Here is a 26,830-nt window from a genome sequence, read left to right as displayed (position 1 = left end):
CAGGAGAAAAACCATGACTATCGCTACCAGCCTGCACGCCCCATCCTTCGTCCGCGCCGAACACTGCCTGCCCGACTACATCGTGCGGCGCATGGATGCGCATCACATCACGCGCATTGAAAAACTGCTGGGTGGCCAGCATCCCCATGCCTGGCAACCGACACCCGCCCATGCCATTTTTCTGGCGGGGAATGACTATCTTTCCATCGCTGCCGAGCCGACGCTGGTGGCGGCCCAGGTGGCTTCCCTGAAGGCGAACGCGGGCGGCATGCTGATGTCGGCCGTGTACTTGCAGGAAGGCAGCGAACAGCACCGGCTGGAAAGCCGGCTGGCCCGCTTCATGGGCTGCGAGGACGGCATCCTGGCGCAGTCCGGCATGGCGGCCAATGTCGGTTTGATCCAGTGTATCGCCGGCCCCGGCATCCCCGTCTACCTGGACATGCAGGCCCACGCCTCGCTGTGGGAAGGCGTGCTGTCGGCGCAGGCCCAGTCCGTTGCCTTCTTGCACAACGACATGGCGCACCTGCGGCGGCAGGTGGAAAAGCATGGCCGCGGCGTGATCGTCGTCGACGCCCTGTACAGCACCAACGGCAGCCTGGCGCCGCTGCTGGAACTGCTCGATATCGCCGAGCGCAGCGACTGCGTGGTGGTGGTCGACGAGTCGCATTCGCTGGGCACGCATGGCCCGCAGGGCGCGGGCCTGGTGGAAGCCTGGGGACTGGGCCACCGCGTGCATTTCCGCACGGCGTCGCTGGCCAAGGCCTTCGCGGGACGGGCCGGTTTCATCAGTTGTTCCAGCCGCTTCAAGGGATATTTCTTGTCAGAGTCACGCCCCGCCATTTTCAGTTCCTGCCTGCTGGCGCATGAGCTGGCGTGGCTGGGCGCGGCGCTCGATTTCATCATGGCCGCCGATGGGCGTCGCGCCACTTTACAGCGCCACACGCTGCAGGTGCGCGAAGGCTTGCGCGAACTGGGCTACAACGTCAGCGACGGTACGGAGCAGATCGTGGCGCTGGAGGCGGGTGGCGAACCGGCCACCCTGGCCCTGCGCCAGGCGCTGGAACGGCACGGCATTTACGGCGCCATGTTTTGTGCCCCGGCAACGGCAAAGAACCGCGCCCTCGTGCGCCTGACCCTCAATGCGGGACTCGACGAGGTACGCATCACCAAGCTGCTGGCCGCCTGCGCCGCCATCCGCGCCGAAGTGGGCGTGGAACACTGGCAATCGACGCGGCGCCTGCGCAAGCTGGCGCTCGTGTAAGCGGCTGGCCGGCTGCCAGCGTCAGCCGGCCAGCCGGCCCAGGATGGCCGATAGCGCTCCCAGCTGTTCTGCCGGCGCATCCTGCAGCAATTCGCGCCCTACAGCATGCGCGGTGGCGCTGGCATGTCCCAATAATTCCTGGCCGGCGGCAGTCAGCACGGCATAACCGACGCGCGCGTCGCGCGCATCGGCCTGGCGCGCCACCAGGCCAATTTTTTCCAGCGGCATCAAGGAGCGCGTGACGCCAGAGGCCGTCAGCGCCAGGCGCTCGGCCAGGTCGATGCGGCGCAGGCGCGCACCGGGTGCGCGCTGCAGCTGATACAGCAATTGATAGTCGCTGAAGCTCAGGCCATGCAAATTGCCCAGGGCGCTGTCGAAGCGGCGCACGATGAGCGCCTGGGCGCGTGCCAGCCGCAGGCAAAAGTCCAGCGCGCCATCGCTGTCCGGCGACAGGGGAGTGTGATCGTTCATGGCTTCCATTGTATTCGCTGCGAAATGCTTGAGTGCGCAAGTGTAAAGCAATGCTGGTCAATACAGTGGCTGACCCTGTTCCAGCCACTGTGCGCGGTGCAGGGCCAGCAGGTCGCCCAGCTCGGCGTCCGCATCGAAGGCGGGGTCGTCAAGCAGCCTGACGGTGTCGATGATCTCGCAGGAAAAAGCCGCCGCGCCGTCGCGCCGCCAGTCCGCCTGCAGCAGGGCGTTGCGGTGCTTGCCCAGCTTGAGCTCGAAGCGGTGCCGGTTCAGCATGCCGGGCGCGTTACGGCTGCATTCGAGCAAGGTCCGTCCGCTGGGCAGGTGCCGCAGGGCGATGATGCCCAGCGGCGGCGGCTGTTGCCGGTAGTGTGCCTTCAATGTTGCCTGTCGTGTCTTGTCCATGTTTCATTGCTCCCCTATCGTTGTTCAAATCGTTTCTGGTCCGGCGATGCGCGGAATGGCGGTGAAGAGCGCCGCCGCCATGGCGGCCGCCAGCAGCAGGGTGCCGCCGCCGCAGAACAGCTCGCCCACGCTCAGGTGGCGCAGCAGCGCGCCCGTGACCGCCGCCGACAGCGGGGCCAGTCCCAGGAAGATGCCCATGAACAGGGCCATCGCCCGTCCCAGCATGGCGGGCGCCACGCGCCGCTGTATCCACGTAAAGATGGCCACCTGCAGATAGCCGCCCAGTATTCCCGTGACGGCCAGCAGGGCCGCGCCTTGCCAGGCCGTGCCGATTTGTCCCAGCGCCATCAGCAGCAGGCCGACGACCGCATCGACGAGCAGCAGGGTGGCGCCGAAGCGGCGGCGCAGCCAGGCGCCGCCCAGGCTTGACGCCAGCATGCCGGCCAGGGTGCCCGCACCATGCGCGCCCATCAGTAAAGCCAGCGCCGAGGCGCCGTGCAGGCGCTCGCTGGCCAGTACGGGCAAGGCCACTTGCAGCGGCCCCATGACGAAGAACGCCACCACCGCCCAGTACACATAGCAGCTGCGCAAGGCAATGTCGCGCCACACCATGGCGAGGCCCGCCGCCATGTCGCGCCACATGCCCTGCGCCGCCGCGACGGCCAGTGGCCGCAGGGTGACTTGCCGCAAGGTCCAGGCCGAGAACAGGAACGTCAGCGCATCGATGGCAAAGGCGGCGGCCAGCGCCGCCATGCCGGTTTGCCGGGCGCCATCGTGAGCGCCGAGCACGAGCGCCGCCAGCAGGGGGCCGGCCAGCAAGGACAACTGGCGCGCGCCCATCTGCAGGCTGTTGGCCGTCTGCAGCGTTTGCGGCGGCACGGCTTGCGGCAGGATGGCCGTGCCGGCCGGGATGGCGAAGGCGGCCGCGATGCCCAGCGCCAGCGCGGCCGCATATGCCAGCGCCAGGCTGGCCTGCTCCAGCATCAGCAGCCCGGCCAGCACCAGCAGGATGGCGGCATTGGCCAATTTGCTCGCCAGCAGCACGCGCCGGGGCGAGTAACGGTCGGCGACGGTGCCGCCCAGCAAGATGAGCACGGCGCGCGGGGCGCCCATCAGGGCCACGGCGATGCCCAGGCTGAGGCTATCGCCCGTCAGGCTCAGCACCAGCCAGGGCAGGGCCAGCATACTGAACTGGTCGCCCAGCATGGACACGAGGCCGCCGCCCAGCAGCCAGCGGAAGTTGATATTGCGTAGCAAGTGGGGTTGGGCGGTGGCTGACATGCTGTTTTTGTCCGTGGTTTAAAATTGCATGGTAATTGATATAAACTTGAGTAGTCAAGTATATTGTTCTTTATTGTGGCAGCGACGGCGGGCGTCGCCTGGGCCGCCGACGCTTGCGCTATCATGGCGGCCATGACTGATACCACTGCCCCCACCCTGTACGAGACCATCGGCGGCGCCCCTGTGCTGCGCGAAATGGTCGACCGTTTTTATGACTTGATGGAACTCGAACCCGAGTTCGCCGGCATCCGCGTCATGCATCCACCCTCGACGGACGGTTCGCGCGACAAACTGTATTTCTTCCTGACGGGATGGATGGGCGGACCGGATTTGTATATCGAGAAATTCGGCCACCCGCGCCTGCGCGCGCGTCATTTGCCTTACGCCATCGGCACCAGCGAGCGCGACCAGTGGCTGCGCGCCATGGCCTGGGCCATGGAAGACACGGGCATCGAAGAATCCTTGCGCGTGCGCCTGATGGAATCGTTCTATCAGACGGCCGACTGGATGCGCAACAAACCTGACTGACACCCATGAGCCCAATCGAGTTTTACAGCCTGCTGGGCGCCGCCATCGTCGCCATCGTCTTGTTGCTATTGATCTTGCTGCGCCCGCGCGGCGGCGCTGGCGATGGCGCCACCACCCTGGCGCTAGTGCAGCAGCACCAGCAGCAAAGCCTGGAACGCATCGACCGGGTCGAGCGCGAAGTGCGGCTGCAGCTGCAGGCGTCGGCGCAAGCGGCGCGCCAGGACCTGGCCACCAGCCTGGCGCAATTCCAGGCGGCGACCTTGCAACAGCTCGACAGCCTGCGCACGCAGATGCAGGCGCAGGGGAAAGTCGGGCGCGAGGAACAGGCGCAAAGCCTGGCGCGCTTTGCCGACAGCACGAACCAAACCCTGGCGCAGCTGACGGAATCGAATGCGCAGCGCATGCTGGAAGTGCGCGCCACCCTGGAAAACAAGATCCGCGATTTGCAGGCCGACAATGGCGCGCGCCTGGAAGAGATGCGCAAGACGGTCGACGAGAAACTGCATGCGACGCTGGAAACGCGCCTTTCCGCCTCGTTCCAGCAAGTGTCGGAGCGGCTGGAAAAAGTTCACCAGGGTCTCGGTGAAATGCAGCAGCTGGCGCTGGGCGTGGGCGACTTGAAGCGGGTGCTGACGAATGTGAAGACGCGTGGCACCTGGGGCGAAGTGCAGCTGGAAATGCTGCTGGAGCAGGTACTCACTGTCGACCAGTACGCAAAAAACGTGGAAACGCTGCCGGGCAGCGGCGCGCGCGTGGAATTCGCCCTGAAGTTGCCGGGCATGGTTGATGGCGGTCCGCCCGTGTGGATGCCCATCGATGCGAAATTTCCCAAGGAACAGTACGAGCGCCTGGTCGACGCGGCCGAGCGGGCCGATGCGGATGGCGTGGCCGTGGCCGGCCGCGAGCTGGAGCGGGCCGTGCGGGGCGAAGCGAAAACCATCGCCGAAAAATACCTGGCGCCGCCGCAGACGACGGATTTCGCCATTTTGTTCCTGCCCACGGAAGGTTTATATGCGGAAGTGCTGCGCCGTCCGGGACTGGCCGACGAATTGCAGCGCATGCACCGGGTCAGCATCGCCGGGCCTTCCACCCTGACGGCCTTGCTCAACAGCCTGCAGATGGGTTTCCGCACGCTGGCGCTGGAAAAGCGCTCGTCGGAAGTGTGGCAAGTGCTGGGCGCCGTCAAGACGGAATTTGGCAAGTTCGGCGACGTGCTGTCGCAAACCAGGCTGACCCTGGAAAAGGCGGCGAAGAATATCGAAAGCGCGGAAGTGCGCAGCCGGCAGATGGCGCGCAAGTTGAAATCCGTGGAAGCCTTGCCGGGCGAGGCGGCCGCCTTGCTGCTGGGTAAGGCAGACACGGGGCTGTCCGCCGAGGCGGACGGCGAATAGCGCCGTCGGCGTTTAGGCCGCCGCCGCTGGCCGGCGGCGCAGCGCGGCGCAGGCACATAGCGCCAGTCCGGCCAGCAGCATGGCCCAGGTTTGCGGTTCCGGCACGGCCGGCAGGACGGACAGGTCGGTGGGCGGCAGCGTCGGCAGGGTCACGGTGGGCGGCACGATGATGCTGCTGCCCGTCGAGCCTGGCGGCAAGCCATTTCCGCCTCCGCCTGCACCGCCGCCCATGCCGGCCGGCGGCGGAGTGTTGCCGACGGTATGCACATAATCGAAGGGCAGGAAGGGAGTGCTGGCCACGACCGGCGGCACGACGCCGCCCGTGAAGGAACCGCCGCGCAAGGCGTCGGGATGATCGACCACGGGTACGCCTGCTGCTTCCGGGGCGGCGGGCGCGGCGGCAACGGGTGCGGCGCCAACGGGTGCGGCAGCGGCTGCAGGCGGCGCTGCCGCTGCCCCTGGCGCCTGTGTAATGCGGCTGACATTGCGGCAGATCGTCGGCACGAGGATGCATTGTCCCTGCACGCAATAGACGAGTCCCCGTTCCTGCATCTGCTCGCTCCAGCCTGCGCGGGTCACATTGCGGCACACGCGGCCTGGGCCGAAATGCATGTCACTGATGCGCGCCTGGTAATTACCCTTGCCGCGGATGGCATCGCGGCTGATTACCACGATTTCATCGTACTGGCGCGCGCGCATGCGCGCCTTCAATTGTTCGCGCACCTGCGGCGCGATGTCCGGATACCTGTCCACGGCGGCCACGACATCGCCCATGAACGGGTCGGCGCCCGGACGATTCCAGCTGCAATTTTCCATCACGTCGGCCCGTGGGAGGGCTTTGGCATAGGCGGGCAGCGGCGCCAGGGACAGCATGCCAAGCAGGCAAACAGCACCCAGCATGCCGGCGCCCGCAATCCATGAATGGTGTCTCATTATTAGTTTCCTCGTGAAAACAATATAAAAATTGAATTTTTATATGGGATTGAATGTTATCACCGAAGAAACTGTAGTATCAACTAATAAATAAAATTCTTACAATTTATGTTGTAATTATTTATACGATATTTAAAGAAATAATTAATATTTTTATCTCGATAGGCGAGCAGTTGCCGCGCAGGGAATTTGATTGTGAAGGGGCAATGCGAACGGCCCGCGCAAGGCGGGCCGTTTGTGCAGAGGAGGGGAGGCAGTGGCGCAGCGTTGAATGCGGCCCAGCCAGCGCGTCAGCCTGGCCAGCGGTGGCGCATCAGGTCAAACCATGGAATAGCACGATATCGACCAGGTCGCCGGCCGCCACATGGCCTTGTGCTTCGTGCAGCACGATCATGCAATTGGCTTGCGTCATCGAGCGCAGGATGCCCGAGCCTTGCGCACCCGTGACGCGCACGTGCTGGCGTCCGTCCGCACCGCGCTCGACGATGCCGCGCTGGTATTCCGTGCGGCCCCGTTTCTTGCGGATAGGCGCTTGCGCCGCCACCTGCAGCAGTGGCAGGGCGGCAGTGTCCGCATCGGCGCCCATCAGGCGCAACAGGGTCGGGCGGGCGAGGAAATAAAACGCCGCCATCACGGCCACCGGATTGCCGGGCAAGCCCAGCAGCAAGGCCGTGTCGCCCTCGCTGGAAATCCGGCCGAAGGCCATGGGGCGGCCCGGGCGCATGTTGATTTGCCAGAAGGCCACTTCGCCGAGGCGCACCAGGATGTCGCGCGTAAAATCGGCCGCGCCGCTGGACACGCCGCCCGAGGTGATGATGACGTCAGCTGATGCGCAGGCGCCGCGCAGGGCCGCTTCCAGCGCTTGCGGCGCATCCTTGACGATGCCCATGTCGAGCACCTCGCAGCCCAGGCGGCTCAGCATGCCCAGCAGGGTGTAGCGGTTGCTGTCGTAGATGCAGCCCGCGGCTAGTGGCTCGCCGATCGAGCGCAATTCGTCGCCCGTGGAAAAGAAGGCCACGCGCAGGCGGCGCCGCACGGGCACCGTGGCGATGCCCAGCGAGGCCAGCAAGCCCAGTTCGGCCGGGCCCAGGCGCTTGCCCTGCAGCAAGGCCGGCTGGCCCTGCATCAAGTCTTCGCCCTTGAAACGGCGGTTGTCGCCGGCGCGGATGCAGTCCGGCGCCAGCGTAATACTGGTTGCGCTGGCCTGTTGCACCATTTCCTGCGGCACCACGCTGTCGCAGCCGTCCGGCATGACGGCGCCCGTCATGATGCGCGCGCATTCGCCACGCCCAACTTTGACCGTGCCGGGACGTCCGGCCAGGATGGTGTCGACCACGGCCAGGGTCACGGGCGTGTCGCCACCGAGGTCGGCCCCGTGCAGCGCATAGCCATCCATGGCGGAATTGTCGTGCGCGGGCACGCTGATGGGCGAAATGATGTCGGCCGCCAGGATGCGCTCGAACGCTTGCGGCAGCGGCAGTTCCTCGCTCTCGGCCACGGGCGCGACGGTGTCGGCCAGGATGGCTTGCGCCATCGGTACGCTCAATCCCTGCGCCTGCAGTGCGGCCAGCTCGTCCGGGGTATTGATGTTGCCGAATGCGGCATTATCGTCGAAGAGCACTTCGGCCAGTTTCAAGGGGCCGTGCCAGGTGCGCATGCGGCGTTCTCCGCTGCGCAGATACGCATCGAGCTGGGGCAGGGCGGCAGTCTTGACGAGACAGAAGACGGGATGAAGGCGGCGTACGGCCGATCCCGTCGCCGCATCGATTTCCTCGGTGACGGCGATGGCCAGGTCGGCATTGTCCTGCGTCAAACCGGCCCCCAGGCGCGTGGCCAGGTCGGGCGGCAGCAGTGGGGAATCGCACGGCACGCTGAGCAGGTACGGCGTGGTGGCGTGCTGCATGCCGCTATGCAAGCCGGCCAGCGGGCCCAGCTGACCCGGCAGCGCGTCCGGCCACACGGGCAGGCCGAAGCGGGCGTAGTCGCCGGCATCCGCGTGGACACTGAGGGCCAGCTGGCCTACTTGCGGCGCCAGACGCTGCAGCACGTGGCGCGCCAGGGGCTGGCCATGCAGGGGCAGCATGCCCTTGTCGCGTTGGCCCATGCGCGTGCCGAGGCCGCCGGCCAGGATCAGGCCGGTAATGTCGTGTTTGTTGATCATGAGAAGCGAAAATGTGGATGCATGCGCCATGGTAGCAGCGGCGGGCGTACGCTGCGCCCGATTCAGCCGCCGATGTAGGACATTTCCACTTTCTTTTTACCGTGCTCAAGCGCGCCGCCCGTCAAATCCGTCTGGCTGGTGCGCAATTGCGAATAGCGATCGCCGCGGCTGCGCCACAATTGCGCCACGGCCGAGGAAATTTCGGCATCGCTGTGGCCGCCGCGCACCAGACTGCGCAAATCGTGGCCGCTGCTGGCGAACAGACAGGTGTACAGCTTGCCCTCGGTCGAGAGGCGGGCGCGGCTGCAGTCGGCGCAGAACGCTTGCGTGACGCTGGAAATGAGGCCGATTTCACCGCCGCCATCCGCATAGCGCCAGCGCGCCGCCGTCTCGCCCGTGTAATTGGGGTCGATGGGCAGCAAGGGCATATGCGCGCCGATACGGCGCACGACTTCGGCCGAAGGGATGACTTCCTGCAAGTTCCAGCCGTTCGACGCGCCCACGTCCATGTATTCGATGAAGCGCAGGATGTAGGGCGTGCCCTTGAAGTGGCGCGCCATGGGCACGATTTCCTGCTCGTTCATGCCGGCCTTGACGACCATGTTGATCTTGATGGGGCCGAGTCCTGCCTGGTGCGCCGCATCGATGCCGTGCAGCACGTCAGCCACGGCAAAGTCGACATCGTTCATGCGCTTGAAGGTGGCGTCGTCAAGCGAGTCGAGCGAGACGGTGACCCGATTCAGGCCCGCATCCTTCAAGGTTTGCGCTTTTTTTGCCAGCAAGGAGCCGTTGGTCGTCAGGGTCAGGTCCAGCGGTTGACCCGAGGGCGTGCGCAGTTCGGCCAGCATGGCGATGAGCTTTTCGATATTCTTGCGCAGCAGCGGTTCGCCGCCCGTCAGGCGGATCTTTTCCACGCCGTGCGCCACGAACAGGCGCGCGATGCGCGTGATTTCTTCAAAGGATAGCAAATCCGTGTGCGGCAGATACACGTGGTTCTTGTCGAACACGTCCTTCGGCATGCAATACACGCAACGGAAATTGCAGCGGTCGGTAATCGAGATGCGCAGGTCGTGCAGGGGCCGGCCCAGGCTGTCGGCCACGTTGCCGCTGGGACTTTCCAGCCGAGCGGGGATCACCAAAGCCCCGTTGCGGGCCTCGGCGAGGTAGATAATCTTGTCAGCCATGAAGGTGATGCCACTTACGTAAAATCGGTCAAGGCAGATACGATAGCACGAGGCCGAAGATGGCACAGGCGAGCAGCAATTTGATGGTGCCCACTTGAAACCTGATCAGCGCCACGCCGGCCGCCAGCGCGATGGCGATGGCCAGCCAGTCCCAGTGCGGCAGCGGGTTTTCTTGCCAGAATACATGGCGGCCAAAGAACATGGCCAGGCTGGCGATGACGCCCACCACGGCCGCCGAGATGGCCGTCAACGGCGCGCTCAGGCACAAATTGCCGCGCGACGCTTCCACCAGCGGCGCGCCGGCCAGGATGAAGATGAAGGACGGCAGGAAGGTGAACCAGCTGGCGACGAGCGCGCCGCACACGCCCGCCAGCCACAGATGTTCACCTGCCACAGCATGGCTCCAGCCGCCCACAAAACCGATGAAGGCGACGATCATGATCAGGGGGCCGGGCGTCGTTTCGCCCAGCGCCAGGCCATCCATCATTTGCGCGCTGGTGATCCAGTGGTAGTGGTCGGCGGCGCCCTGCACCAGATAGGGCAACACGGCATACGCGCCGCCAAAAGTCAGCAGGGCCGCCTTGCTGAAAAACACGCCCATCTGCGCCAGCGGCCGGTCCGCCCCGCCCGCCAGTGCCAGGCCCAGCCAGGCGAGGAAGGCCAGGGCCAGGCCCAGCGCGCAGGTGGCCAGCAGGCGTGGCCAGTGGAAGTGCGCGTGGTCTGGCGTGGGCGTGTCGTCATCGATCAGGGCGGCGCCGTAGTGGGCTGCGCCACCATGCGAGGTGGCGCCGGCATGAAAGTGGGCCGGCAACCAGCGGCCGCCCGCCATGCCCAGCAGGGCGGCGGCGAGCACGATCAGCGGAAATGGCAGCTGTAGGGCGGCGATGGCGCCAAATGCACCCGCCGCGATGGCGATCAGGGCGGGACTGCGCAAGGTGCGCCGGCCCAGGCGCCAGGCGGCCGCCAGCACAATGGCGACGACGGCCGGCTTGATGCCGTACAGGATGGCGGCGATGGCGCCCACGTGGCCATACGCCATGTAGAGCCAGGACAGGATGATCAGCACCAGCAGCGAGGGCAGCAGGAACAGCAGGCCCGCCACCAGGGCGCCGCGCGTGCGGTGCATCAGCCAGCCGATATAGATGGCCAGCTGGGTCGCTTCCGGCCCCGGCAGCAGCATGCAGTAGTTCAAGGCGTGCAAGAAACGCTGCTCGGAAATCCAGCGCCGCTTTTCCACCAGTTCCGCATGCATCATGGCGATTTGCCCGGCCGGGCCGCCAAAGCTGATGCAGCCCAGCTTGAGCCAGTACCAGAAGGCGCTGCGCAGGCTGACGGGGGCGGGGCGGGGAAGGTTGGCGTTCTCGTGCATGGCGGCTGGCTGGCAAAAGTGGGGACGAAAAAAAGGGGAAGCCTGAGCTTCCCCTTTCATCATTGGCGGCTGGGCGAACCCGGCACGCTTATGGACGTTGCGTGTTGACCTGGATCAACGGCTCATCCGATTGCGGCGGCAATGGCTTGCGTTCGCGCGGCTTGCGTACCGGAGCAACTGCCTTGGCAGCGGCTTCCTGCGCCAGGCGCAGTTTTTCCGGATCGGTGGCAGCCAGGGTCAGGCCGGCCGAACCGAGCACTGCGCTCAAGTCCAGTGGCGCGGCCACTGCTGCGGCAGGTGCGGGAGCAGGAGCAACGACAGGTGCTGGCGCTGGTGCAGGAGCAGGAGCAGGAGCAGCTTCGGCAACCACCGGGGCGGCTTCGACCACGGCAGGCGCAGCTTCGACGACTGGAGCTACTTCAGCCACGGCGACGGTTTCCACGACAGCAACGGTTTCCACGACTGGCGCCGCTTCGACGATGACTTCCGCTGGCGCAGGCGCTGGTGCAGCTTCCGCTTTCTCTGCAAAGCTGTACTCGGCAGCTGGTGCTGGTTCGGCAGCGGCTGGTTCAGCTTGCGCTGCTGGCGCTTCGACAGGGGCTGCCGGCACGATCACTTCAGCAACTGGTGCAGCTTCTGCGACAGGAGCGGCTTCTTCGACCTTGGCGATGTCCACGACCTTGGCCACTTCCACCACTTCGACCACTTCCACGACTGCAGCTTCCACTGGCGCGGCAGCGACGGCGGCAGCAGCCACGACGGCGACTGGCGCGGTATCGGCAACAACAGCAGCGTCAGATTCCGGCGCCGGAGCGACCGTAAAGCTGATCACTGGCGCGTCCTGGCCTTCGTTCTCGCCGTTTGCCGATTCGATCAGCTCGCCCGTTTCGCGGTCGCGGCGGTTGCGGTTGCGGCCACCACGACGACGACGGCGGCGCGGTTCTTCGCCTTCCACGTCGTTTTCCGTCTCTTCGCCTTCAGGACCGGCATTTGCCGGTGCTTTCAGCAGGTTCGCCGGTGCGGCGTCGGATTCAGGGCCTGCCGAGGGCACGACCACGTTGATGGCGCTGGCGGTCGCGCCAACCAGGGCCAGCTCTTCAGCTTTCACTTCAGCAACAACAGCCTTGTCGGCGCGTGGTTCGCGGCCTTCGCGTGGCTGGCGTGGCGGACGCTCGGCGCGTTCCGGGCGTTCTGCGCGCTCGGGACGTTCCGCACGTTCCGGACGTTCGCCGCGTTCGCGTGGCGCCGTCGTTGCATCGCCGGCTTCGCGCGCTTCACGCGGTTCGCGTGGCGGACGCGGTGGGCGTGGCGGACGTGCTGCTTTTTCCAGTGCTTCCGCTTCTTTCGCTGCATCGTCCTGGGCTGGACGGCCCTGGCCTGGTTCGCGTTCTTCGCGGCCAGGCTTGCCGTTGCGGCCACGGCCACGCGGGCCACGGCTGTTGCGGTCGCCACGGTCGGTACCGGCCGGCTTGGCTGGTGCGACAGGGGCGGGCGCTGGCGCCACCGGTGCCGGGGCGCCGGTGAAGAAGCTGATGATCTTGGCGATCAGGCCCTGTGGTGCGGCAGGCGCGGCCACTGGAGCCGGTTTCGCTTCGACAGGCTTGCGCTCGACCAGCGGTGCCGGCTGGTCAGGGGTGATCGTCTTGACGACGGCTTCCTGGCGCGGCTTGGCTTCTTCCTTCTGGCGCTTGCTGTAAGCCATGTCGGTTTCAGCGCTTTCCGCCAGGTTGTAGCTGGCCTGGCTGTCTTCCAGACGCGGATCGTCGTGCTTGATGCGTTCCAGTTTGTAGTGCGGCGTTTCCAGATGCTTGTTCGGGATCAGGATCACGGCGATGCGGTGGCGGTTCTCGATCTTCAGTACTTCGCCGCGCTTTTCGTTCAGCAGGAAGGCGCCCACGTCGACGGGCACTTGCACGTGGATGGTGGCCGAGTTTTCCTTCATCGCCTCTTCCTGGATGATGCGCAGCACCTGCAGGGCGGACGATTCGGTATCGCGGATGTGGCCGGTGCCGGAGCAGCGCGGGCACGTCACGTGCGAGCCTTCTGACAGCGAAGGGCGCAGGCGTTGGCGCGACAGTTCCATCAGGCCGAAGCGGGAAATCTTGCCCATTTGTACACGGGCACGGTCATGGTGCAGCGCATCTTTCAGGCGCTGTTCCACTTCGCGTTGATTTTTTGCCACTTCCATGTCGATGAAGTCGATAACGATCAAGCCGCCCAGATCGCGCAGACGCAGCTGGCGGGCCACTTCTTCGGCCGCTTCGCAGTTGGTGTTGAAGGCGGTCGTTTCGATGTCCGAGCCGCGCGTGGCGCGGGCCGAGTTGACGTCGACGGAAACCAGCGCTTCGGTATGGTCGATCACGATGGCGCCGCCCGATGGCAGCGGCACGGTGCGGCTGTACGCCGTTTCAATCTGGTGTTCGATCTGGAAGCGCGAGAACAGCGGCACGTCGTCGCTGTAGCGTTTTACGCGGTGCACCATGTCGGGCATCACGTGGCTCATGAACTGGTGTGCCTGGTCGTAGATCTCGTCGGTATCGATCAGGATCTCGCCGATGTCGGGCTGGAAGTAGTCGCGGATGGCGCGGATGACCAAGGACGATTCCTGGTAGATCAGGAAAGCGCCGTTGGCCGACTTGCCGGCGCCTTCGATGGCGCGCCACAGTTGCATCAGGTAATTCAAGTCCCACTGCAGTTCATCGACGTTGCGGCCGATGCCGGCGGTGCGGGCAATGACGGACATGCCAGCAGGCAAGTCCAGTTTATCCATGGTTTCGCGCAATTCCTGGCGCTCTTCACCTTCCACGCGGCGCGATACGCCACCGCCACGCGGGTTGTTCGGCATCAATACCAGATAACGGCCGGCCAGCGACACGAAGGAGGTCAGGGCCGCGCCCTTGTTGCCGCGCTCTTCCTTTTCCACCTGGACCATGATTTCCTGGCCTTCGCGCAGCGCTTCCTTGACGGAGGCGTTACGCACGTCCACGCCTTCACGGAAGTACGTGCGGGCAACTTCCTTGAAAGGCAGGAAGCCGTGGCGGTCTTCGCCATAGCTGACGAAGCACGCTTCGAGCGATGGCTCGATGCGCGTGATCACGCCCTTGTAGATGTTGGATTTGCGCTGTTCGCGCCCGGCTGTCTCGATATCGATGTCGATCAGTTTTTGTCCGTCGACAATCGCTACGCGCAGTTCTTCTTGCTGCGTGGCATTAAACAACATGCGTTTCATTTTTATAACTCCGCGACCCGTAGGCCATCTCAAAGCCGCTTCCGGAGAAGCGGCAAAGTACAGGGATATATGCGAGAACGGGAGTGCTGGCGGGGGAAATGCCCAGGCGTGCGGAGCAACAACGCGTACGAGGTATACGTTACGGCCGCAACAGGCGCGGTGAGGTCGATCGTCATGCCGAGTGCACGGGACACCTGCAACTCATCTGAAACAGCCCGAACGAGAATGAACTACATCGGGGGCAGAGAATGCAAGTGGTCAGCAAATTCAGAGCCAAATCGTCAGCCGGCTCATTACAGGGATCGCGATGGCGAGGCTTGGCCTCAGCCTATTCATCGACAACCCTCAGTATTGTGGCCGCATACGGGGTTTGGCGAAAACGGCAAGCGTTATCAACTTCATCAACCCGCGAGCCCGACTCGATAAGTCGCGCTAACGGGTACTTATCCTTATAATCCCACACTCACTTCAGCATCTCCACGCCTTATCCGATTACAACTACGGTGCAACCTTGATTCGCGCAGGGATGGTGCATATACATTTTTTCCACCGAATTTGCAATTTGGCGAGGCCGGTGGAGACGCCCCTGTGTAAAATGTGCTTTTATTCTTACACTCGCAGCAGCCAGGGCCGCAGCAAAAACAATTATATATTCAAAATGAAGGACTTAGAGAGATTTCTGGGAAGACATAGTAAATGAAGAGTCAAAATGATGTTGTTCCCCCTTCAACACCCCCGGTTCAGCCGCAAGCCCAATTCGTAACGATCGCCGAGGAAGAAGCAGGCCAGCGCATCGACAACTACTTATTAAGAGTGTGCAAGGGAGTGCCTAAAAGCCACATCTACCGGATCTTGCGATCGGGAGAAGTGCGGGTTAATAAAGGCCGTATCGATCAGCTGTACCGTCTCGCCGCCGGCGACGTGGTGCGCATTCCACCCGTGCGCGTGGCCGAAAAGGCGCCCACGGGCGCGCCGGCCGCCGAATTCAAGATCATCTTCGAAGATGCGCAGCTGCTCGTCATCGACAAGCCGGCCGGCGTAGCCGTGCATGGCGGCTCGGGCGTCTCGTTCGGCGTGATCGAGCAATTGCGCGCCTCGCGCCCCGACGCCAAGTTCCTGGAACTGGTGCACCGCCTGGACCGCGACACGTCCGGCTTGCTGTTGCTGGCAAAAAAACGTACGGCGTTGACGAATTTGCACGAACAGATGCGCGACGGCGTCACCGACAAGCGCTATCTGGTGCTGGTGGCCGGCGACTGGAAGAATGCGCGCCAGCATATCAAGTTGCCGCTGCATAAATATACGACGGCCGAAGGCGAGCGCAGGGTGGCCGTGCAGGCCGATGGCCTGGCGTCGCACACGGTGTTTTCACTGTTGCATAAATATCACAACTTCGCCTTGCTGGAAGCGGAATTGAAGACGGGACGCACGCACCAGATCCGCGTGCACCTGTCCTCGTCCGGTTTCCCCATCGCCGGCGACGATAAATATGGCGACTTTGCCCTCAACCGTGCCCTGTTGAAAGCCGACAGCACGCGCGGCGCCCTGAAACGCATGTTCCTGCACGCGCACCAGATCACGTTTACGCATCCGGAGACGGGCAAGAGCATGACCCTGAACGCGCCGCTGGCTGCCGAATGCGAGCGTTTCTTGGTAAGCTTGGGCAAACCCTTGGCCGTTGCCGCACGATAAATATCTACCGTGCGCGCGACACTACCCATAAGGTAGTCAGTCGCCATCATTCATTCTCAAGGAGCCGGCGGCTATGCCGTCGGGAAACATGGCAAGAAAGCAATTTGATCTGATCGTCTTCGATTGGGACGGTACCTTGATAGACAGTACCTCGACCATCGTCAAGTGCATCCAGGCCTCGGCCAAAGACCTGGGCTTGCCTGTTCCCACCGAGTTGCTGGCCTCGCATGTGATTGGCCTGGGCTTGCAGGAAGCCATGCAACTGGTGATGCCCGATGTGGAACCGAAATACCATGCGCGCATGGCGGAACGCTACCGTTATCACTATCTGTCGCGCGATCATGAGCTGGCGCTGTTTCCCGGCGTACACGAAATGCTGCTGGAATTGTCGCAGCAAGCGTACTTTCTGGCCGTCGCCACAGGCAAGAGCCGCGTCGGCCTGAACCGCTCGCTGAATGCCGTCAAGCTGCTGTCGTTGTTCGATGCGACACGTTGCGCCGATGAAACGTTTTCCAAACCCCATCCGGCCATGCTGCAGGAGCTGACGCGCGAACTGGGGCAGGATATGCGCCGTACCGTGATGATCGGCGATACCAGTCATGATTTGTTGATGGCAAGAAATGCAGGCGCGGCCAGTATTGCCGTAGAGTATGGTGCGCATCCGGTGGAACAGTTGCAGGCTTGCAATCCCCTGTATTCGGCCGCCACGGTAGCCGATCTGCATCAATGGCTGAGCGAGCACGCATGATGGGCGAGCTCGTCGACGTTTTTATTTGCGCCGCCGACGCGGTGGCCGATGGCGGCAAGGGTGTGCGCTTTCCCGTCTCGGCCGGTGGCGAAGCGACCACCGGCTTCGTCGTGCGCCATGGCGGCAAGGCCTACGGTTACCTGAACCGCTGCGCCCACGTGCCCATCGAACTGGACTGGGCGGAGGGCGAGTTTTTCGAGTCCAGCGGCTTGTACCTGATGTGTTCGACGCATGGCGCCATCTATGTGCCGGAAAGCGGCTTGTGCGCTGGCGGTCCCTGCAAGGGCGGGCGTTTGCGCCCGATTGCCGTGGCCGAGCGCGATGGTCATCTGTACTGGCAACCCGATGAGTACGTCCAGCCGCTGCCGGCCTGAAGCCGGGGCAGGCCTTCTGTAATTTAAGCAAAGTGAACCATGAGCGATAACACGAATGACAAGCTGGACAGCAGTGCGCCAGCGGCCGGCCACGGCGCCCCTGCGGGGAACTGGGAGCGCGACGTGCTGGAAAAGCTGGTATTTGCCACTTTACAAGAGCAACGCGCGCACCGTCGCTGGAGCATCTTTTTCAAGATCTTTGGCCTGCTGATCGTGTTGTTCGCCCTGTGGGTGTTTTATGACTACAACACGGCCGACGACAGCGAGACCCTGGGCCGCCACACGGCCCTGATCGATATCAGCGGCGCCATCGAGTCCGAAGGCAGCGGCTCGGCCGCCGTCGTCATCCCCGCGCTGGACAAGGCGTTTTCCGACAGCGGTTCGGTGGCCGTAGTGCTGCACATTAATAGTCCGGGCGGCAGTCCCGTGCAGGCCGGCATGATCGTTGACGAGATGCAGCGCCTGCGCAAGGGCTATCCGGACAAGCCTTTATATGTGGTGGTCGATGAAATGTGCGCTTCGGGCGGCTATTACATCGCCGCCGCTGCCGACCGCATCTACGTCAACAAGGCTAGCGTGGTCGGCTCGATCGGCGTGCTGATGGATGGCTTCGGCTTCACGGGCGTGATGGAAAAGGTTGGCGTCGAGCGCCGTTTGCTGACGGCGGGCGAGAACAAGGGCTTCATGGACCCGTTCAGCCCCCTGACGGAAAAACACAAGGCATATGCGCAAGGCATGCTCAATGAAATCCACCAGCAATTCATCGACGTCGTGCGCACGGGACGGGGCAAGCGCCTGAAGGAAACGGCCGATACCTTCTCCGGCCTGTACTGGACGGGTGCGAAAGCCGTGGAAATGGGTCTGGCCGACGATTTTGGCACGGTCGACAGCGTGGCGCGCGACGTCGTCAAGGCGGAAGACATCGTCGACTACACGCAGCATGAAGGCTTGCCGGAACGGGTGCTGAAGAAGTTTGGCGCAGCCATGGGCGCGGGGGCGATGAAGGCGGCCGTGCAGCAGTCACAACCGGCGTTGCGCTGAGGACATCACTCTTGGCTGGCAGGCAAGCCAGTCGAGAATGATTTTCAATAAGGTGGTATTTTGGCTTGAAAATGGGGCTGCTTGGGCTATAGTGAAAGCGTAGTTCTTTTCAAGGAGGGGCGATATATCAATTATGTTGTCAGTACTAACTTGATTGGCAGGTCTTGGAACTACTCGCCGCATCGCAGATGTGGTTTTGAGTGAATTTACATTCCTCACTAAAGTCCCGATGGGGCTTGGGAACGGCGGCGCAATGCCGCCGTTTCCTTTTGTGCGTCGTCCGTCATGGATGTGCTGGCGTCACGGGTGCTTGCTGCGTTGTCTGGGCGGGCTGGCAAGATAGGCATGCGAGGGCGGGGCATGGCTGGTCCGATGGCGGCGCGCTCAGGCGGCGCAGCCGTTGCAGTGCGCGGGCAGGGGGGTAGCGCTTGCCTGCCGGGCCGGCGCCGTTGCTGTGCTGGTACCGTATTGTAAGTTCGTTGTCACGGGCGCGGCCACGTTTTCGCTTGCCGCATCCGCGTGCGCAAAGCCACCCAGTTCCAGCCAGCACATGAAATGGCATTGCGTCTCGGCATGCCAGTGCGTTTGGCTGGCTGGCAATGGCGACGCAACTGCGTCCTGCGGTGCAGGGGCATTGCGCCAGCGCGCCACACCGAGTCTGACCTTGTGCATGGCCGCCTGTTCTGCGGCGATGCGCTGGCGCATGTCGGTGATGCTGCCTTCTAAGGCGATGGTGTCGGTATGCTTCATACGATGTCCTTATGATGGCGTGGCGACTGCCACAATTCCTAAAGTACATTAGGCGGATTCCTAACGAAATTTCAGTCTATCAATGCGATATTCCGAGCGCTTGACATATCTCAAAGGAATTGGCCATTTATATCGAAATCTCACCTTGTACTTCGGCGTATCTGTGCGTGCGCAAGGCTGGTGCGCGGTCCGTGGCCTGGCGCAGGCGGCGCGCGGCGCCGCTTCACGCTGCCAGCCGCTTCTGGTAAAGTCACGCCCATGAGTAAATTATCCCTAGACCGCATCCTGCAATCGCAGGGTTTTGGCACCCGTAAATATTGTCGTTCCCTCATCGAAGATGGCGATGTCGTCATCGATGGCGTCACCCAGACCAATTACCGCACCACCGTCGAAACCGAAGGCCTGGTGCTGCACGTTTTTGACGAAGAGTGGGTGTACCGCGCGCACCTGTACCTGGCGCTGAACAAGCCCGCCAACTTCGAATGCTCGCGCAAGCCCAGCCATCACCCTGGCGTGCTGACCCTGCTGCCGGAACAGTTCACCTGGCGCGAAGTCCAGCCCGTCGGCCGGCTCGACCACGACACGACCGGCATGCTGCTGATGTCCGACGATGGCCCATTTATCCATGCACAATCGTCGCCGAAGCGTCATGTTCCAAAGATTTACCAGGCCACCACGCAAGAGCCCGTGACCGATGAACTGGTGGCGCAGCTACTGGCTGGCGTACAATTGCACGATGAGCCCGCCCCGCTGGCAGCCCTGGTCTGCGTCAAGCGCGGAGAATTCCAGCTGGAAATCGTGCTCGAGCAAGGCAAGTACCACCAGGTCAAGCGCATGCTGGCCGCCGCCGGCAACCATTGCAGCGCGCTGCACCGTTCCGCCATCGGCAGCCTGACCCTGGAGTCGCTGGGCATCGACGAAGGCGAGTGGTGCTACCTCACGCCAGAGCAGATCGCGCTGCTGGCGTAAATCCCTCCTGATTGCCAAAGCCGGGAATGTCCCGGCTTTTTGGCGTCTTTAGTCCCTAATTGCCTGCATCTGACGAAGTTTCCTCCACATGAAATTAGCTACCCTGAAAGATGGCACGCGCGACGGCCAGCTGGCTGTCGTCTCGCGCGACTTGAAAACGGCCCATCTGGCCGATGGTATTGCCTCGACTTTGCAAAAGGCGCTCGACGACTGGAGTTTCATCGCGCCCCAGCTGGATTTGCTGTACCAGACCATCAATAGCGGCCGCGGCCATCGCGCCTTCGAGTTCGACCCCGCCAACTGCATGGCGCCCTTGCCGCGCAGCAGCCTGCGCGTGGCCGGCGCATCCTACCTGCAGCAGATCGAGCGGGCTTGCAAGGCAGCGGGAACCGAGGCGCCCGCCAATCTGCGCGACTCTCCGCGGATGTACCAGGGCGCCAGCGACGATTTCCTCGGCGCCCACGATGACATCACCTTGGCGCACGAGCAGTGGGGCATCGATTACGAAGCCGGCATCGCCGCCATCACGGACGACGTGGCCATGGGCTCGACGCCGGACCAGGCGCACCTGAACATCAAGCTGTTGATGCTGGTCAACGACATTACCCTGCGCAACCTGGCGCCCGACGAACAAGCGGGCGGCTACGGTTTCCTGCAAGCGAAGCCGGCCATGGCCTGCTCACCCGTGGTCATCACGCCCGATGAGCTGGGCGACGCCTGGCGTGGCGGCAAGGTGCATTACGCCCTGCGCTGCAGCCTGAACGGCAAGTTGACGGGCCAGCCCCACGCGGGCGCCGACATGGCGTTTAATTATCCGCAATTGCTGGCCCATCTGTGCCAGACGCGCAACGCGCGCGCCGGCAGCGTGGTCAGCGCGGGCGGGGTCGCCAACAAGGAAGTCAAAAAGGGTTTTTCTAGTATCGTTGAGCGACGTAACCAGGAGATGATCGCCGATGGCGTCGCCAGTACGCCTTATTTGCTGTTTGGCGATGTTGTTCGTCTGGAAATGCTGGGTGACGATGGCAAGTCGCTGTTTGGCGCGATAGAACAGACGGTGAAACAGGCTGAAGCGCGCAAGTCCCGCTAAGGTTACTGGGGAGCAAAGGAAAAGCAGGGGATTCGCCCTCCTTTTCCCTTGATGGTGTTGCGCTAATTGAACCGATAATGCGTCATGCCCAGTCCGTATTGCGCCTAACCAGGCTGCAGGACTTCACCGGAGTTGATTGATGTCGGAAGACAGCGACGCAGAAAAGACCGAAGCCGCGTCACCGAAGCGCCTCGAGCAGGCGCGTGAGGAAGGCGACGTTCCGCGATCGCGTGAAGTGGCAACGTTTACGGTGTTGATGGCGTCCGGCTGCTGCCTGTGGTTTGCCGGCGACGCCATCGTGCGGCGGCTGACGGCCGTCATGGTTTCCGGGCTGACCCTGGACCGGGAGCAGATACTCAATCCCGACGCGATGATGTTGCGCATCGGCTACGACGTGGGCTCGGTCTTGCTGACTTGCCTGCCGTACGCGCTGGCCATCATGCTCGTCGCCCTGGCCTCGCCCGTGCTGGTGGGCGGCTGGCTGTTCAGTTCCAAGGCGTTCACCCCCAATTTTGGCAAGCTCAACCCGATTCGCGGCCTGGGCAATATGTTTTCGAAGAATGCGCTGGTGGAATTGCTCAAGGCCATCGCCAAGACCCTCGTCGTCGGCGTCGTCGCCTGGATGGTGATGCAGCATCAAAAGGACGCCGTGCTGGGCTTGTCGGTCGAGTCCTTGCGCTCCGGCTCGGCGCATGTGATCAGCCTGCTGATCACGGCCTTCCTGCTGATCGTCGGCGCGCTGGGCCTGATCGCCGCCATCGACGGTCCCTACCAGATGTGGCACTACGCCAACAAGATGAAGATGTCCTTACAGGAAGTCAAGCAAGAGTCGAAGGAGTCGGACGGCAATCCGCAGATCAAGGCGAAGATACGCCAGATGCAACATGAAATGTCGCGCCGCCGCATGATGGCCGACGTGCCGACGGCTGACGTGGTGGTGACCAATCCTACCCACTACGCGGTGGCGCTGAAGTATGGCGAGAATTCGCGCGGTGCGCCGCAGGTGGTGGCCAAGGGTATCGACGAGGTGGCGGCGAAGATCCGCGAACTGGCGGGCGAGCACAAGGTTGCCATCCTGGAAGCGCCGGCCCTGGCGCGCGCGCTGTACAAGCACACGGACATCGGCGACGAGATTCCCGAGGCGCTGTACGGCGCCGTGGCCGAAGTGCTGGCGTATGTGTTCCAGCTGCGCAGCTATGGCAACGGCCATGGCGATCGCCCCGACAAGCCGAAGAAACTGGACGTGCCGCCCGAGCTCGATCCGCAGAACCCCGCATCGCAGACCCCGCCCGCAGCCGGCGCGGCAGACAAGAATAAAGGAAGTACACCATGAACGGCCTGAGATTGCCAGCCTGGCTCAGCGGAATGAGCAACAACGCCAGCAAGGGCCTCGCCGCGCCGATCATCATCATCATGCTGCTGGCGATGATGGTGTTGCCGCTGCCCGCCTTCATCCTCGATATTTTCTTCAGTTTCAATATTGCGCTGTCCATCATCGTGCTGCTGACGGCGCTGTACACGGTCAAGCCACTCGACTTCATGGCGTTCCCGACCATCCTGCTGGTGTCGACCATGCTGCGCCTGTCGCTGAACGTGGCGTCCACGCGCGTGGTGCTGACGGAAGGCCATACGGGCGCCGACGCGGCCGGTAAAGTGATTGAAGCGTTCGGTCACTTCCTGATCGGCGGCAACTACACGGTCGGTATCGTGGTCTTCATTATTTTGACGATCATCAACTTTACCGTCGTGACCAAGGGTGCGGGCCGTATCGCCGAGGTGGGCGCCCGTTTCGCGCTGGACGCGATGCCCGGTAAACAGATGGCCATCGATGCCGACCTGAACGCCGGCTTGATCGGCGAAGACGAAGCGCGCCGCCGCCGCACGGAAGTGGCGCAGGAAGCGGAATTCTATGGCGCCATGGACGGCGCCAGCAAATACGTGCGCGGCGACGCCATCGCCGGCATCATGGTTACCGTCATCAACATCGTCGGCGGCTTGCTGGTGGGCTTGCTGCAGCATGACATGGGCTTTGCCGATGCGCTCAAGAACTACACCTTGCTGGCCATCGGTGATGGCCTGGTGGCGCAGATTCCTTCGCTGATCATTTCCACGGCGGCCGGTATCGTCGTCTCGCGCGTGGCCAGCGAGCAGGACATCGGCACCCAGCTGGTGGGGCAGCTGTTTGCGAAACCGCAAGTACTGTATATTACCGCCGGCATCATCGGCGGCATGGGCCTGATTCCCGGCATGCCGAACATGGTCTTCATCCTGCTGGCCTCGCTGCTGGCCGGGTCCGCCTATTTGATCAGCAAGAAACGCACGCAGGAAAAAGAGGCGGCCGAAAAGCCGGCCGAAGTGCCGCAAGCGACCGTGGCACCCGAGCAGGAAGAAGCCAGCTGGCAAGACATCATGCCCGTCGATACGCTGGGCCTGGAAGTGGGCTACCGCTTGATCCCGCTGGTCGACAAGACGCAGGGTGGGGAATTGCTCAAGCGCATCAAGGGCATCCGCAAGAAATTCGCCCAGGAAGTGGGTTTCCTGGCGCCGCCCGTGCATATCCGCGACAACCTGGAACTCAAGCCGTCCGCCTACCGCATCACCCTCAAGGGCGTGGAAGTGGGCGTGGGCGAAGCGTTCAACGGCCAGTTCCTGGCCATCAATCCGGGCATGGCCAGTGGCACCTTGCCGGGCCTGGCCACGAACGACCCCGCCTTCGGCTTGCCCGCCACCTGGATCGACGCCAGCTTGCGCGACCAGGCGCAATCGATGGGTTACACGGTGGTCGATGCGGGCACCGTGGTCGCCACGCACTTGAACCACCTGATCACTTCGCACGCTTCCGAGCTGCTGGGCCGCGCGGAAGTGCAGTCCCTGCTCGACCACCTGGGCAAGGATGCGCCGCGCCTGGTGGAAGACCTGGTGCCGAAGATGCTGTCCCTGTCGACCCTGCAAAAGGTGTTGCAGAACCTGCTGGCCGAGGGCGTGCATATCCGCGACATGCGCACCATCATCGAAACCCTGGCCGAGCATACGGTCAGCACGCAAGACCCCAACGACCTGACGGCGCTGGTGCGCGTGGCCCTGGGCCGCGCCATCGTGCAGCAATTGTTCCCCGGCGCGGCCGAACTGTCCGTGATGACGCTCGACAGCCGCCTGGAACGCCTGCTGATGCAAGCCATGGGCAATGGCGGCGATGGCGCGGGCATCGAGCCGGGCCTGGCCGACACCATCGCGCACCAGGCAGGCCTGGCTGCTCAGCAGCAGGAAGCGCTGGGCCTGACGCCGGTGCTGCTGGTGCCGGCGCCGCTGCGCGCCTTGCTGTCGCGTTTCCTGCGCCGCGCCTTGCCGCAGCTCAAAGTGCTGTCGCATGCGGAAGTGCCGGAAACCAAGACGATTCGCGTCACCAGTCTGGTGGGCGCGCAGTAGTTGGCATTGTTAGCATCGGGGTCAGACCCCCGCCAGCGTTAGCGCCGAGCTTTGCGTTAGCGTCGGTGGGGGTCTGACCCCAGCCTCCCGGCCCTTGCTTTTGGTCAAATAAACATCAATTTCCTCCCGGCAAACTGAATAACGGGTACTTTCCCGTCCTGTTCCTTCGATCGTTTCCTGCAAGCATCGCTAATAATGGAAACTGTCCGGGTGATCTGTGTCCATGTGGAAGACAGCATCCAAGCAACAGGAGTCGACGATGGTCACACAGTTCAGCCAATATTGCGCCACCCCCGCCTTGGGAGGCCGGTCATGAATGTGAAGAAATTTACGGGCGCCTCGTCGCGCGATGCGCTGCGCAAGGTGCGCGAGGCGCTGGGCCCCGATGCCGTGATCCTGTCGAACCGCCAGGCCGATGGCGTGGTGGAAATCCTCGCGCTGGCCAATGACGATGCCGCTTCGCTGGCCTCGCCGCCGGCCGCGTCCGAAATGGCCCAGCCCCGTCCCCAGTTGCAGACCCAGTTCGCCACGCCGCAGCGTCCGGCCGTCCCGGCCCAGCGCCCGGCTGCGCCACGTCCTGCCGCACCGCGCCAGGCAGCCGGCGAGCCAGTGGACATGGCCCGCATGCAGCAGATGATGGCCAGCGCGCTGGCGCACGTCAAAGAGAACGCCGCCGCCGAGATGAGCGGCATGATGAATGAAATCCGTGCCATGCGCGGCATGATGGAAACCCAGCTGGCGGAAATCTCCTGGGGTTCGACGCAGCAGCGCGAGCCGCAAAAAGCCGTCGTGCTGCGCGAAATGCTGGCGGCCGGTTTTTCCGCCAGCCTGGCGCGCTACCTGATCGACAAGCTGCCGGCCGGCCTCGATGGCGCGCAAAGCATGCGCTGGATCAAGACTGTCCTGAGCCGCAACCTGAATACGGTGGCCAATGAAGACGCCATGCTGGAGCAGGGCGGCGTGTTTGCCCTGGTCGGCCCGACCGGCGTCGGCAAGACCACCAGCACGGCCAAGCTGGCGGCCCGCTGCGTGATGCGCCACGGTCCGGAAAAGCTGGCCCTGATCACCACGGATGCCTATCGTATCGGCGCGCACGAACAGCTGCGCATCTATGGCAAGATCCTCGGCGTGATGGTGCATTCGGTGAAGGATGAAGCGGATTTGCGCATCGCCCTGAAGGAATTGAAGAACAAGCATACGGTGCTGATCGATACGGTGGGCGTGAGCCAGCGCGACCAGATGGTGACGGAACAGGTAGCCATGCTGTCGGGCGCCGGCGCCGATGTGAAACGCCTGCTGTGCCTGAATTCCACGGCGACCCAGGAAACCCTCAACGAAGTGGTGCGCGCCTATCAGGGCAGCGGCCTGGCCGGCTGCATCATGACCAAGCTCGATGAAGCGGCGTCGATCGGCAATGTGCTCGACGTGGTGATCCGCCAGAAACTGAACCTGTTTTATGTGTCGAATGGCCAGCGCGTGCCGGAAGACCTGTACCTGGCCGACCGCGGCTACCTGATCGACCGCGCCTTCAAGCTCAAGCGCGATGCGGCGGCCACGCAGTTTTCCGATGCCGAACTGCCGCTCCTGATGGCGCAGGCGGCCGCCCGCAACAATGAAGCGCGCGGGGTGCGCCTTGGCTAATTTCGATTTCGACCAGGCCGAAGGCTTGCGCCGCATGCTGGCCGGCCCGCAGCCGCGCGTCATGACATTTTTATCCGCCACGCCGCAGGACGACAAGGGCGCCATGCTGGTCAACCTGGGCGCCTCGCTGGTCTACGGCGGCAATGACGTGCTGCTGCTCGACGCCAGCGGCGGCAGCGATGGCGTGGCTGCGCGCCTGGGACTGGCGCACGGCGCCAGCCTGCGCGACGTGGCGCGCCAGCAGTGCGGCTTGAACCAGGTCATCCACCAGGTACCGCAAGGTTTTGGTGTGGCCAGCCTGGGCGCGCGCAACCACCTGATGGACAGCATGGACTATGCGGGCGAGGACGAACTGCGTCGCCTGGGCAAGACCTTCGAAGTGCTGGCGCGCCAGAGCGGCATCGTGCTGGTCGACGGCGTCGTGGCAGACGAGGGCGATTGCTTCCCCGTGCCGCTGATGGCTTCGTCCGATATCGTCGTGCAGGTCTCGACCAGCGCCACCTCGATCAAGGCGGCGTACTGCCTGATCAAGCGCCTGAGCCAGGAACTGGGACGCCGTCCCTTCGGCATTCTCGTCACGGGCGCTTCCGAATCTGAAGCAAAAGTGGTATACGATAATATGGCGCAGGCGGCAAGCCGCTATCTGGCCGTGAAGCTGACCTCGATGGGGTCGGTGCCTGCAGATGAGTATCTGCACCGCGCAGCGCGGTTGGGCCGCAGCGTGGTCGATGCCTTTCCGCTGGCGGGAGCCTCGGTGGCGTTTCGCGGACTGGCCGAGCGGCTGGCCCGTTCGGCGCCGCCGGTGCTCGGCGGCACCTTGTACCAGACGGGGAGCCTGCATCAGTTCAGCGCCTGAAACCAACCGTAGCACCAGATAAAAGACGAGAAA

At 63.5% G+C, this 26,830-nt stretch carries 22 protein-coding genes; 13 read left to right on the top strand and 9 right to left on the bottom strand.

All coding sequences use genetic code 11. The features are described from left to right. Positions 1-13 precede the first annotated feature (13 nt). Entirely contained in the window at positions 14-1,261 is a 1,248-nt protein-coding gene (cqsA, locus tag ACQ4WY_RS08725; protein WP_436503651.1) for an alpha-hydroxyketone-type quorum-sensing autoinducer synthase, read from the top strand. A 21-nt stretch (positions 1,262-1,282) separates the two neighbouring features. Here the strand turns inward: cqsA and ACQ4WY_RS08720 are convergent, their stop codons facing one another. From ACQ4WY_RS08720 to ACQ4WY_RS08710, 3 genes are read right to left on the bottom strand one after another with little or no spacing between them, the layout of a single operon-like run. Next, complete coding sequence (locus ACQ4WY_RS08720) at positions 1,283-1,732, bottom strand: MarR family winged helix-turn-helix transcriptional regulator (RefSeq protein WP_436503650.1); 450 nt, start codon at positions 1,730-1,732, stop codon at positions 1,283-1,285. Between the two features lie 57 nt (positions 1,733-1,789). Beyond that, positions 1,790-2,137, bottom strand: coding sequence for a GIY-YIG nuclease family protein (locus ACQ4WY_RS08715; RefSeq protein WP_436503649.1), 348 nt, complete (start codon positions 2,135-2,137; stop codon positions 1,790-1,792). A gap of 24 nt (positions 2,138-2,161) precedes the next feature. Next, positions 2,162-3,418: an MFS transporter gene (locus tag ACQ4WY_RS08710; RefSeq protein ID WP_436503648.1), complete on the bottom strand. Its 1,257-nt coding sequence runs from the start codon at positions 3,416-3,418 to the stop codon at positions 2,162-2,164. 132 nt (positions 3,419-3,550) lie between these two features. Here ACQ4WY_RS08710 and ACQ4WY_RS08705 point away from each other — a divergent pair, with 132 nt between their 5' ends. Together ACQ4WY_RS08705 and ACQ4WY_RS08700 are read left to right on the top strand one after the other, a co-directional pair. Continuing rightward, on the top strand, positions 3,551-3,946 hold the full coding sequence (locus ACQ4WY_RS08705) for a group II truncated hemoglobin (RefSeq protein WP_034754244.1): 396 nt from the start codon (positions 3,551-3,553) through the stop codon (positions 3,944-3,946). Positions 3,947-3,951: 5 nt separating this feature from the next. Next, on the top strand, positions 3,952-5,337 hold the full coding sequence (locus ACQ4WY_RS08700; RefSeq protein WP_436503647.1) for a DNA recombination protein RmuC: 1,386 nt from the start codon (positions 3,952-3,954) through the stop codon (positions 5,335-5,337). Positions 5,338-5,349: 12 nt separating this feature from the next. Here the strand turns inward: ACQ4WY_RS08700 and ACQ4WY_RS08695 are convergent, their stop codons facing one another. The 5 genes from ACQ4WY_RS08695 to ACQ4WY_RS08675 all read right to left on the bottom strand — a co-directional run bounded on the left by ACQ4WY_RS08695 (position 5,350) and on the right by ACQ4WY_RS08675 (position 14,213). Beyond that, a complete protein-coding gene (locus tag ACQ4WY_RS08695; protein ID WP_436504418.1) occupies positions 5,350-6,153 on the bottom strand; it encodes an MHFG family PEP-CTERM protein in 804 nt (267 codons plus the stop codon). A gap of 430 nt (positions 6,154-6,583) precedes the next feature. After that, positions 6,584-8,431 carry a molybdopterin molybdotransferase MoeA gene (gene moeA, locus ACQ4WY_RS08690; protein WP_436503646.1) on the bottom strand — a complete coding sequence of 616 codons (1,848 nt, stop codon included), beginning with the start codon at positions 8,429-8,431 and terminating at the stop codon, positions 6,584-6,586. Between the two features lie 62 nt (positions 8,432-8,493). Then, complete coding sequence (gene moaA / locus ACQ4WY_RS08685; protein ID WP_436503645.1) at positions 8,494-9,615, bottom strand: GTP 3',8-cyclase MoaA; 1,122 nt, start codon at positions 9,613-9,615, stop codon at positions 8,494-8,496. Between the two features lie 28 nt (positions 9,616-9,643). Then, positions 9,644-10,984: a chromate efflux transporter gene (chrA, locus tag ACQ4WY_RS08680; RefSeq protein WP_436503644.1), complete on the bottom strand. Its 1,341-nt coding sequence runs from the start codon at positions 10,982-10,984 to the stop codon at positions 9,644-9,646. 88 nt (positions 10,985-11,072) lie between these two features. Next, on the bottom strand, positions 11,073-14,213 hold the full coding sequence (locus ACQ4WY_RS08675; protein ID WP_436503643.1) for an Rne/Rng family ribonuclease: 3,141 nt from the start codon (positions 14,211-14,213) through the stop codon (positions 11,073-11,075). Between the two features lie 696 nt (positions 14,214-14,909). On the opposite strand from ACQ4WY_RS08675, the gene ACQ4WY_RS08670 reads away from it, so the two are divergent. The 4 genes from ACQ4WY_RS08670 (at position 14,910) to ACQ4WY_RS08655 (ending at position 18,068) form a co-directional block, all read left to right on the top strand. Then, positions 14,910-15,905 (top strand): RluA family pseudouridine synthase, encoded by a 996-nt coding sequence (locus ACQ4WY_RS08670; protein ID WP_436503642.1) that lies wholly within the window; start codon positions 14,910-14,912, stop codon positions 15,903-15,905. 88 nt (positions 15,906-15,993) lie between these two features. Then, positions 15,994-16,653, top strand: coding sequence for an HAD-IA family hydrolase (locus tag ACQ4WY_RS08665; protein ID WP_436503641.1), 660 nt, complete (start codon positions 15,994-15,996; stop codon positions 16,651-16,653). After that, the gene (locus tag ACQ4WY_RS08660) at positions 16,650-17,027 is read left to right on the top strand and encodes a Rieske (2Fe-2S) protein (protein WP_353660349.1); all 378 of its coding nucleotides are present in this window, start codon (positions 16,650-16,652) and stop codon (positions 17,025-17,027) included. The genes ACQ4WY_RS08665 and ACQ4WY_RS08660 overlap by 4 nt, the downstream gene beginning before the upstream one ends. Before the next feature lie 39 nt (positions 17,028-17,066). Next, positions 17,067-18,068 carry a S49 family peptidase gene (locus ACQ4WY_RS08655; RefSeq protein WP_436503640.1) on the top strand — a complete coding sequence of 334 codons (1,002 nt, stop codon included), beginning with the start codon at positions 17,067-17,069 and terminating at the stop codon, positions 18,066-18,068. A 384-nt stretch (positions 18,069-18,452) separates the two neighbouring features. On the opposite strand, the gene ACQ4WY_RS08650 is transcribed toward ACQ4WY_RS08655, so the two are convergent. Then, a complete protein-coding gene (locus ACQ4WY_RS08650; protein ID WP_436503639.1) occupies positions 18,453-18,818 on the bottom strand; it encodes a hypothetical protein in 366 nt (121 codons plus the stop codon). A 258-nt stretch (positions 18,819-19,076) separates the two neighbouring features. Here ACQ4WY_RS08650 and ACQ4WY_RS08645 point away from each other — a divergent pair, with 258 nt between their 5' ends. From ACQ4WY_RS08645 to ACQ4WY_RS08620, 6 genes are all read left to right on the top strand, one after another. Next, the gene (locus ACQ4WY_RS08645; protein WP_436503638.1) at positions 19,077-19,787 is read left to right on the top strand and encodes a pseudouridine synthase; all 711 of its coding nucleotides are present in this window, start codon (positions 19,077-19,079) and stop codon (positions 19,785-19,787) included. An 88-nt stretch (positions 19,788-19,875) separates the two neighbouring features. Next, positions 19,876-20,874: a fumarylacetoacetate hydrolase family protein gene (locus tag ACQ4WY_RS08640; RefSeq protein ID WP_436503637.1), complete on the top strand. Its 999-nt coding sequence runs from the start codon at positions 19,876-19,878 to the stop codon at positions 20,872-20,874. Between the two features lie 139 nt (positions 20,875-21,013). Continuing rightward, positions 21,014-22,207, top strand: a complete 1,194-nt coding sequence (gene flhB / locus ACQ4WY_RS08635; RefSeq protein ID WP_436503636.1) for a flagellar biosynthesis protein FlhB — start codon at positions 21,014-21,016, stop codon at positions 22,205-22,207. Beyond that, positions 22,204-24,300, top strand: coding sequence for a flagellar biosynthesis protein FlhA (gene flhA / locus ACQ4WY_RS08630; protein WP_353660355.1), 2,097 nt, complete (start codon positions 22,204-22,206; stop codon positions 24,298-24,300). Before flhB ends, flhA begins: the two co-directional genes overlap by 4 nt. A gap of 312 nt (positions 24,301-24,612) precedes the next feature. Beyond that, positions 24,613-25,941 carry a flagellar biosynthesis GTPase FlhF gene (gene flhF / locus ACQ4WY_RS08625; RefSeq protein WP_436503635.1) on the top strand — a complete coding sequence of 443 codons (1,329 nt, stop codon included), beginning with the start codon at positions 24,613-24,615 and terminating at the stop codon, positions 25,939-25,941. Further along, positions 25,934-26,797, top strand: coding sequence for a MinD/ParA family ATP-binding protein (locus tag ACQ4WY_RS08620; protein WP_436503634.1), 864 nt, complete (start codon positions 25,934-25,936; stop codon positions 26,795-26,797). Before flhF ends, ACQ4WY_RS08620 begins: the two co-directional genes overlap by 8 nt. Positions 26,798-26,830 lie beyond the last annotated feature (33 nt).

This window comes from Janthinobacterium salmonicoloratum, assembly GCF_051380845.1.
In the GTDB taxonomy this organism is placed as follows: Bacteria; Pseudomonadota; Gammaproteobacteria; order Burkholderiales; family Burkholderiaceae_D; genus Janthinobacterium; species Janthinobacterium lividum_F.
The sequence above is the reverse complement of the archived record's forward strand: the minus strand, read 5'-3'. Positions and strand labels throughout refer to the sequence as shown.

Coding starts and splice junctions, on each gene's coding strand:
- cqsA (WP_436503651.1), top strand. CDS start 14: ATGACTATCGCTACCAGCCTGCACGCCCCATCCTTCGTCCGCGCCGAA.
- ACQ4WY_RS08720 (WP_436503650.1), bottom strand. CDS start 1,732: ATGAACGATCACACTCCCCTGTCGCCGGACAGCGATGGCGCGCTGGAC.
- ACQ4WY_RS08715 (WP_436503649.1), bottom strand. CDS start 2,137: ATGGACAAGACACGACAGGCAACATTGAAGGCACACTACCGGCAACAG.
- ACQ4WY_RS08710 (WP_436503648.1), bottom strand. CDS start 3,418: ATGTCAGCCACCGCCCAACCCCACTTGCTACGCAATATCAACTTCCGC.
- ACQ4WY_RS08705 (WP_034754244.1), top strand. CDS start 3,551: ATGACTGATACCACTGCCCCCACCCTGTACGAGACCATCGGCGGCGCC.
- ACQ4WY_RS08700 (WP_436503647.1), top strand. CDS start 3,952: ATGAGCCCAATCGAGTTTTACAGCCTGCTGGGCGCCGCCATCGTCGCC.
- ACQ4WY_RS08695 (WP_436504418.1), bottom strand. CDS start 6,153: ATGGAAAATTGCAGCTGGAATCGTCCGGGCGCCGACCCGTTCATGGGC.
- moeA (WP_436503646.1), bottom strand. CDS start 8,431: ATGATCAACAAACACGACATTACCGGCCTGATCCTGGCCGGCGGCCTC.
- moaA (WP_436503645.1), bottom strand. CDS start 9,615: ATGGCTGACAAGATTATCTACCTCGCCGAGGCCCGCAACGGGGCTTTG.
- chrA (WP_436503644.1), bottom strand. CDS start 10,984: ATGCACGAGAACGCCAACCTTCCCCGCCCCGCCCCCGTCAGCCTGCGC.
- ACQ4WY_RS08675 (WP_436503643.1), bottom strand. CDS start 14,213: ATGAAACGCATGTTGTTTAATGCCACGCAGCAAGAAGAACTGCGCGTA.
- ACQ4WY_RS08670 (WP_436503642.1), top strand. CDS start 14,910: ATGAAGAGTCAAAATGATGTTGTTCCCCCTTCAACACCCCCGGTTCAG.
- ACQ4WY_RS08665 (WP_436503641.1), top strand. CDS start 15,994: ATGGCAAGAAAGCAATTTGATCTGATCGTCTTCGATTGGGACGGTACC.
- ACQ4WY_RS08660 (WP_353660349.1), top strand. CDS start 16,650: ATGATGGGCGAGCTCGTCGACGTTTTTATTTGCGCCGCCGACGCGGTG.
- ACQ4WY_RS08655 (WP_436503640.1), top strand. CDS start 17,067: ATGAGCGATAACACGAATGACAAGCTGGACAGCAGTGCGCCAGCGGCC.
- ACQ4WY_RS08650 (WP_436503639.1), bottom strand. CDS start 18,818: ATGAAGCATACCGACACCATCGCCTTAGAAGGCAGCATCACCGACATG.
- ACQ4WY_RS08645 (WP_436503638.1), top strand. CDS start 19,077: ATGAGTAAATTATCCCTAGACCGCATCCTGCAATCGCAGGGTTTTGGC.
- ACQ4WY_RS08640 (WP_436503637.1), top strand. CDS start 19,876: ATGAAATTAGCTACCCTGAAAGATGGCACGCGCGACGGCCAGCTGGCT.
- flhB (WP_436503636.1), top strand. CDS start 21,014: ATGTCGGAAGACAGCGACGCAGAAAAGACCGAAGCCGCGTCACCGAAG.
- flhA (WP_353660355.1), top strand. CDS start 22,204: ATGAACGGCCTGAGATTGCCAGCCTGGCTCAGCGGAATGAGCAACAAC.
- flhF (WP_436503635.1), top strand. CDS start 24,613: ATGAATGTGAAGAAATTTACGGGCGCCTCGTCGCGCGATGCGCTGCGC.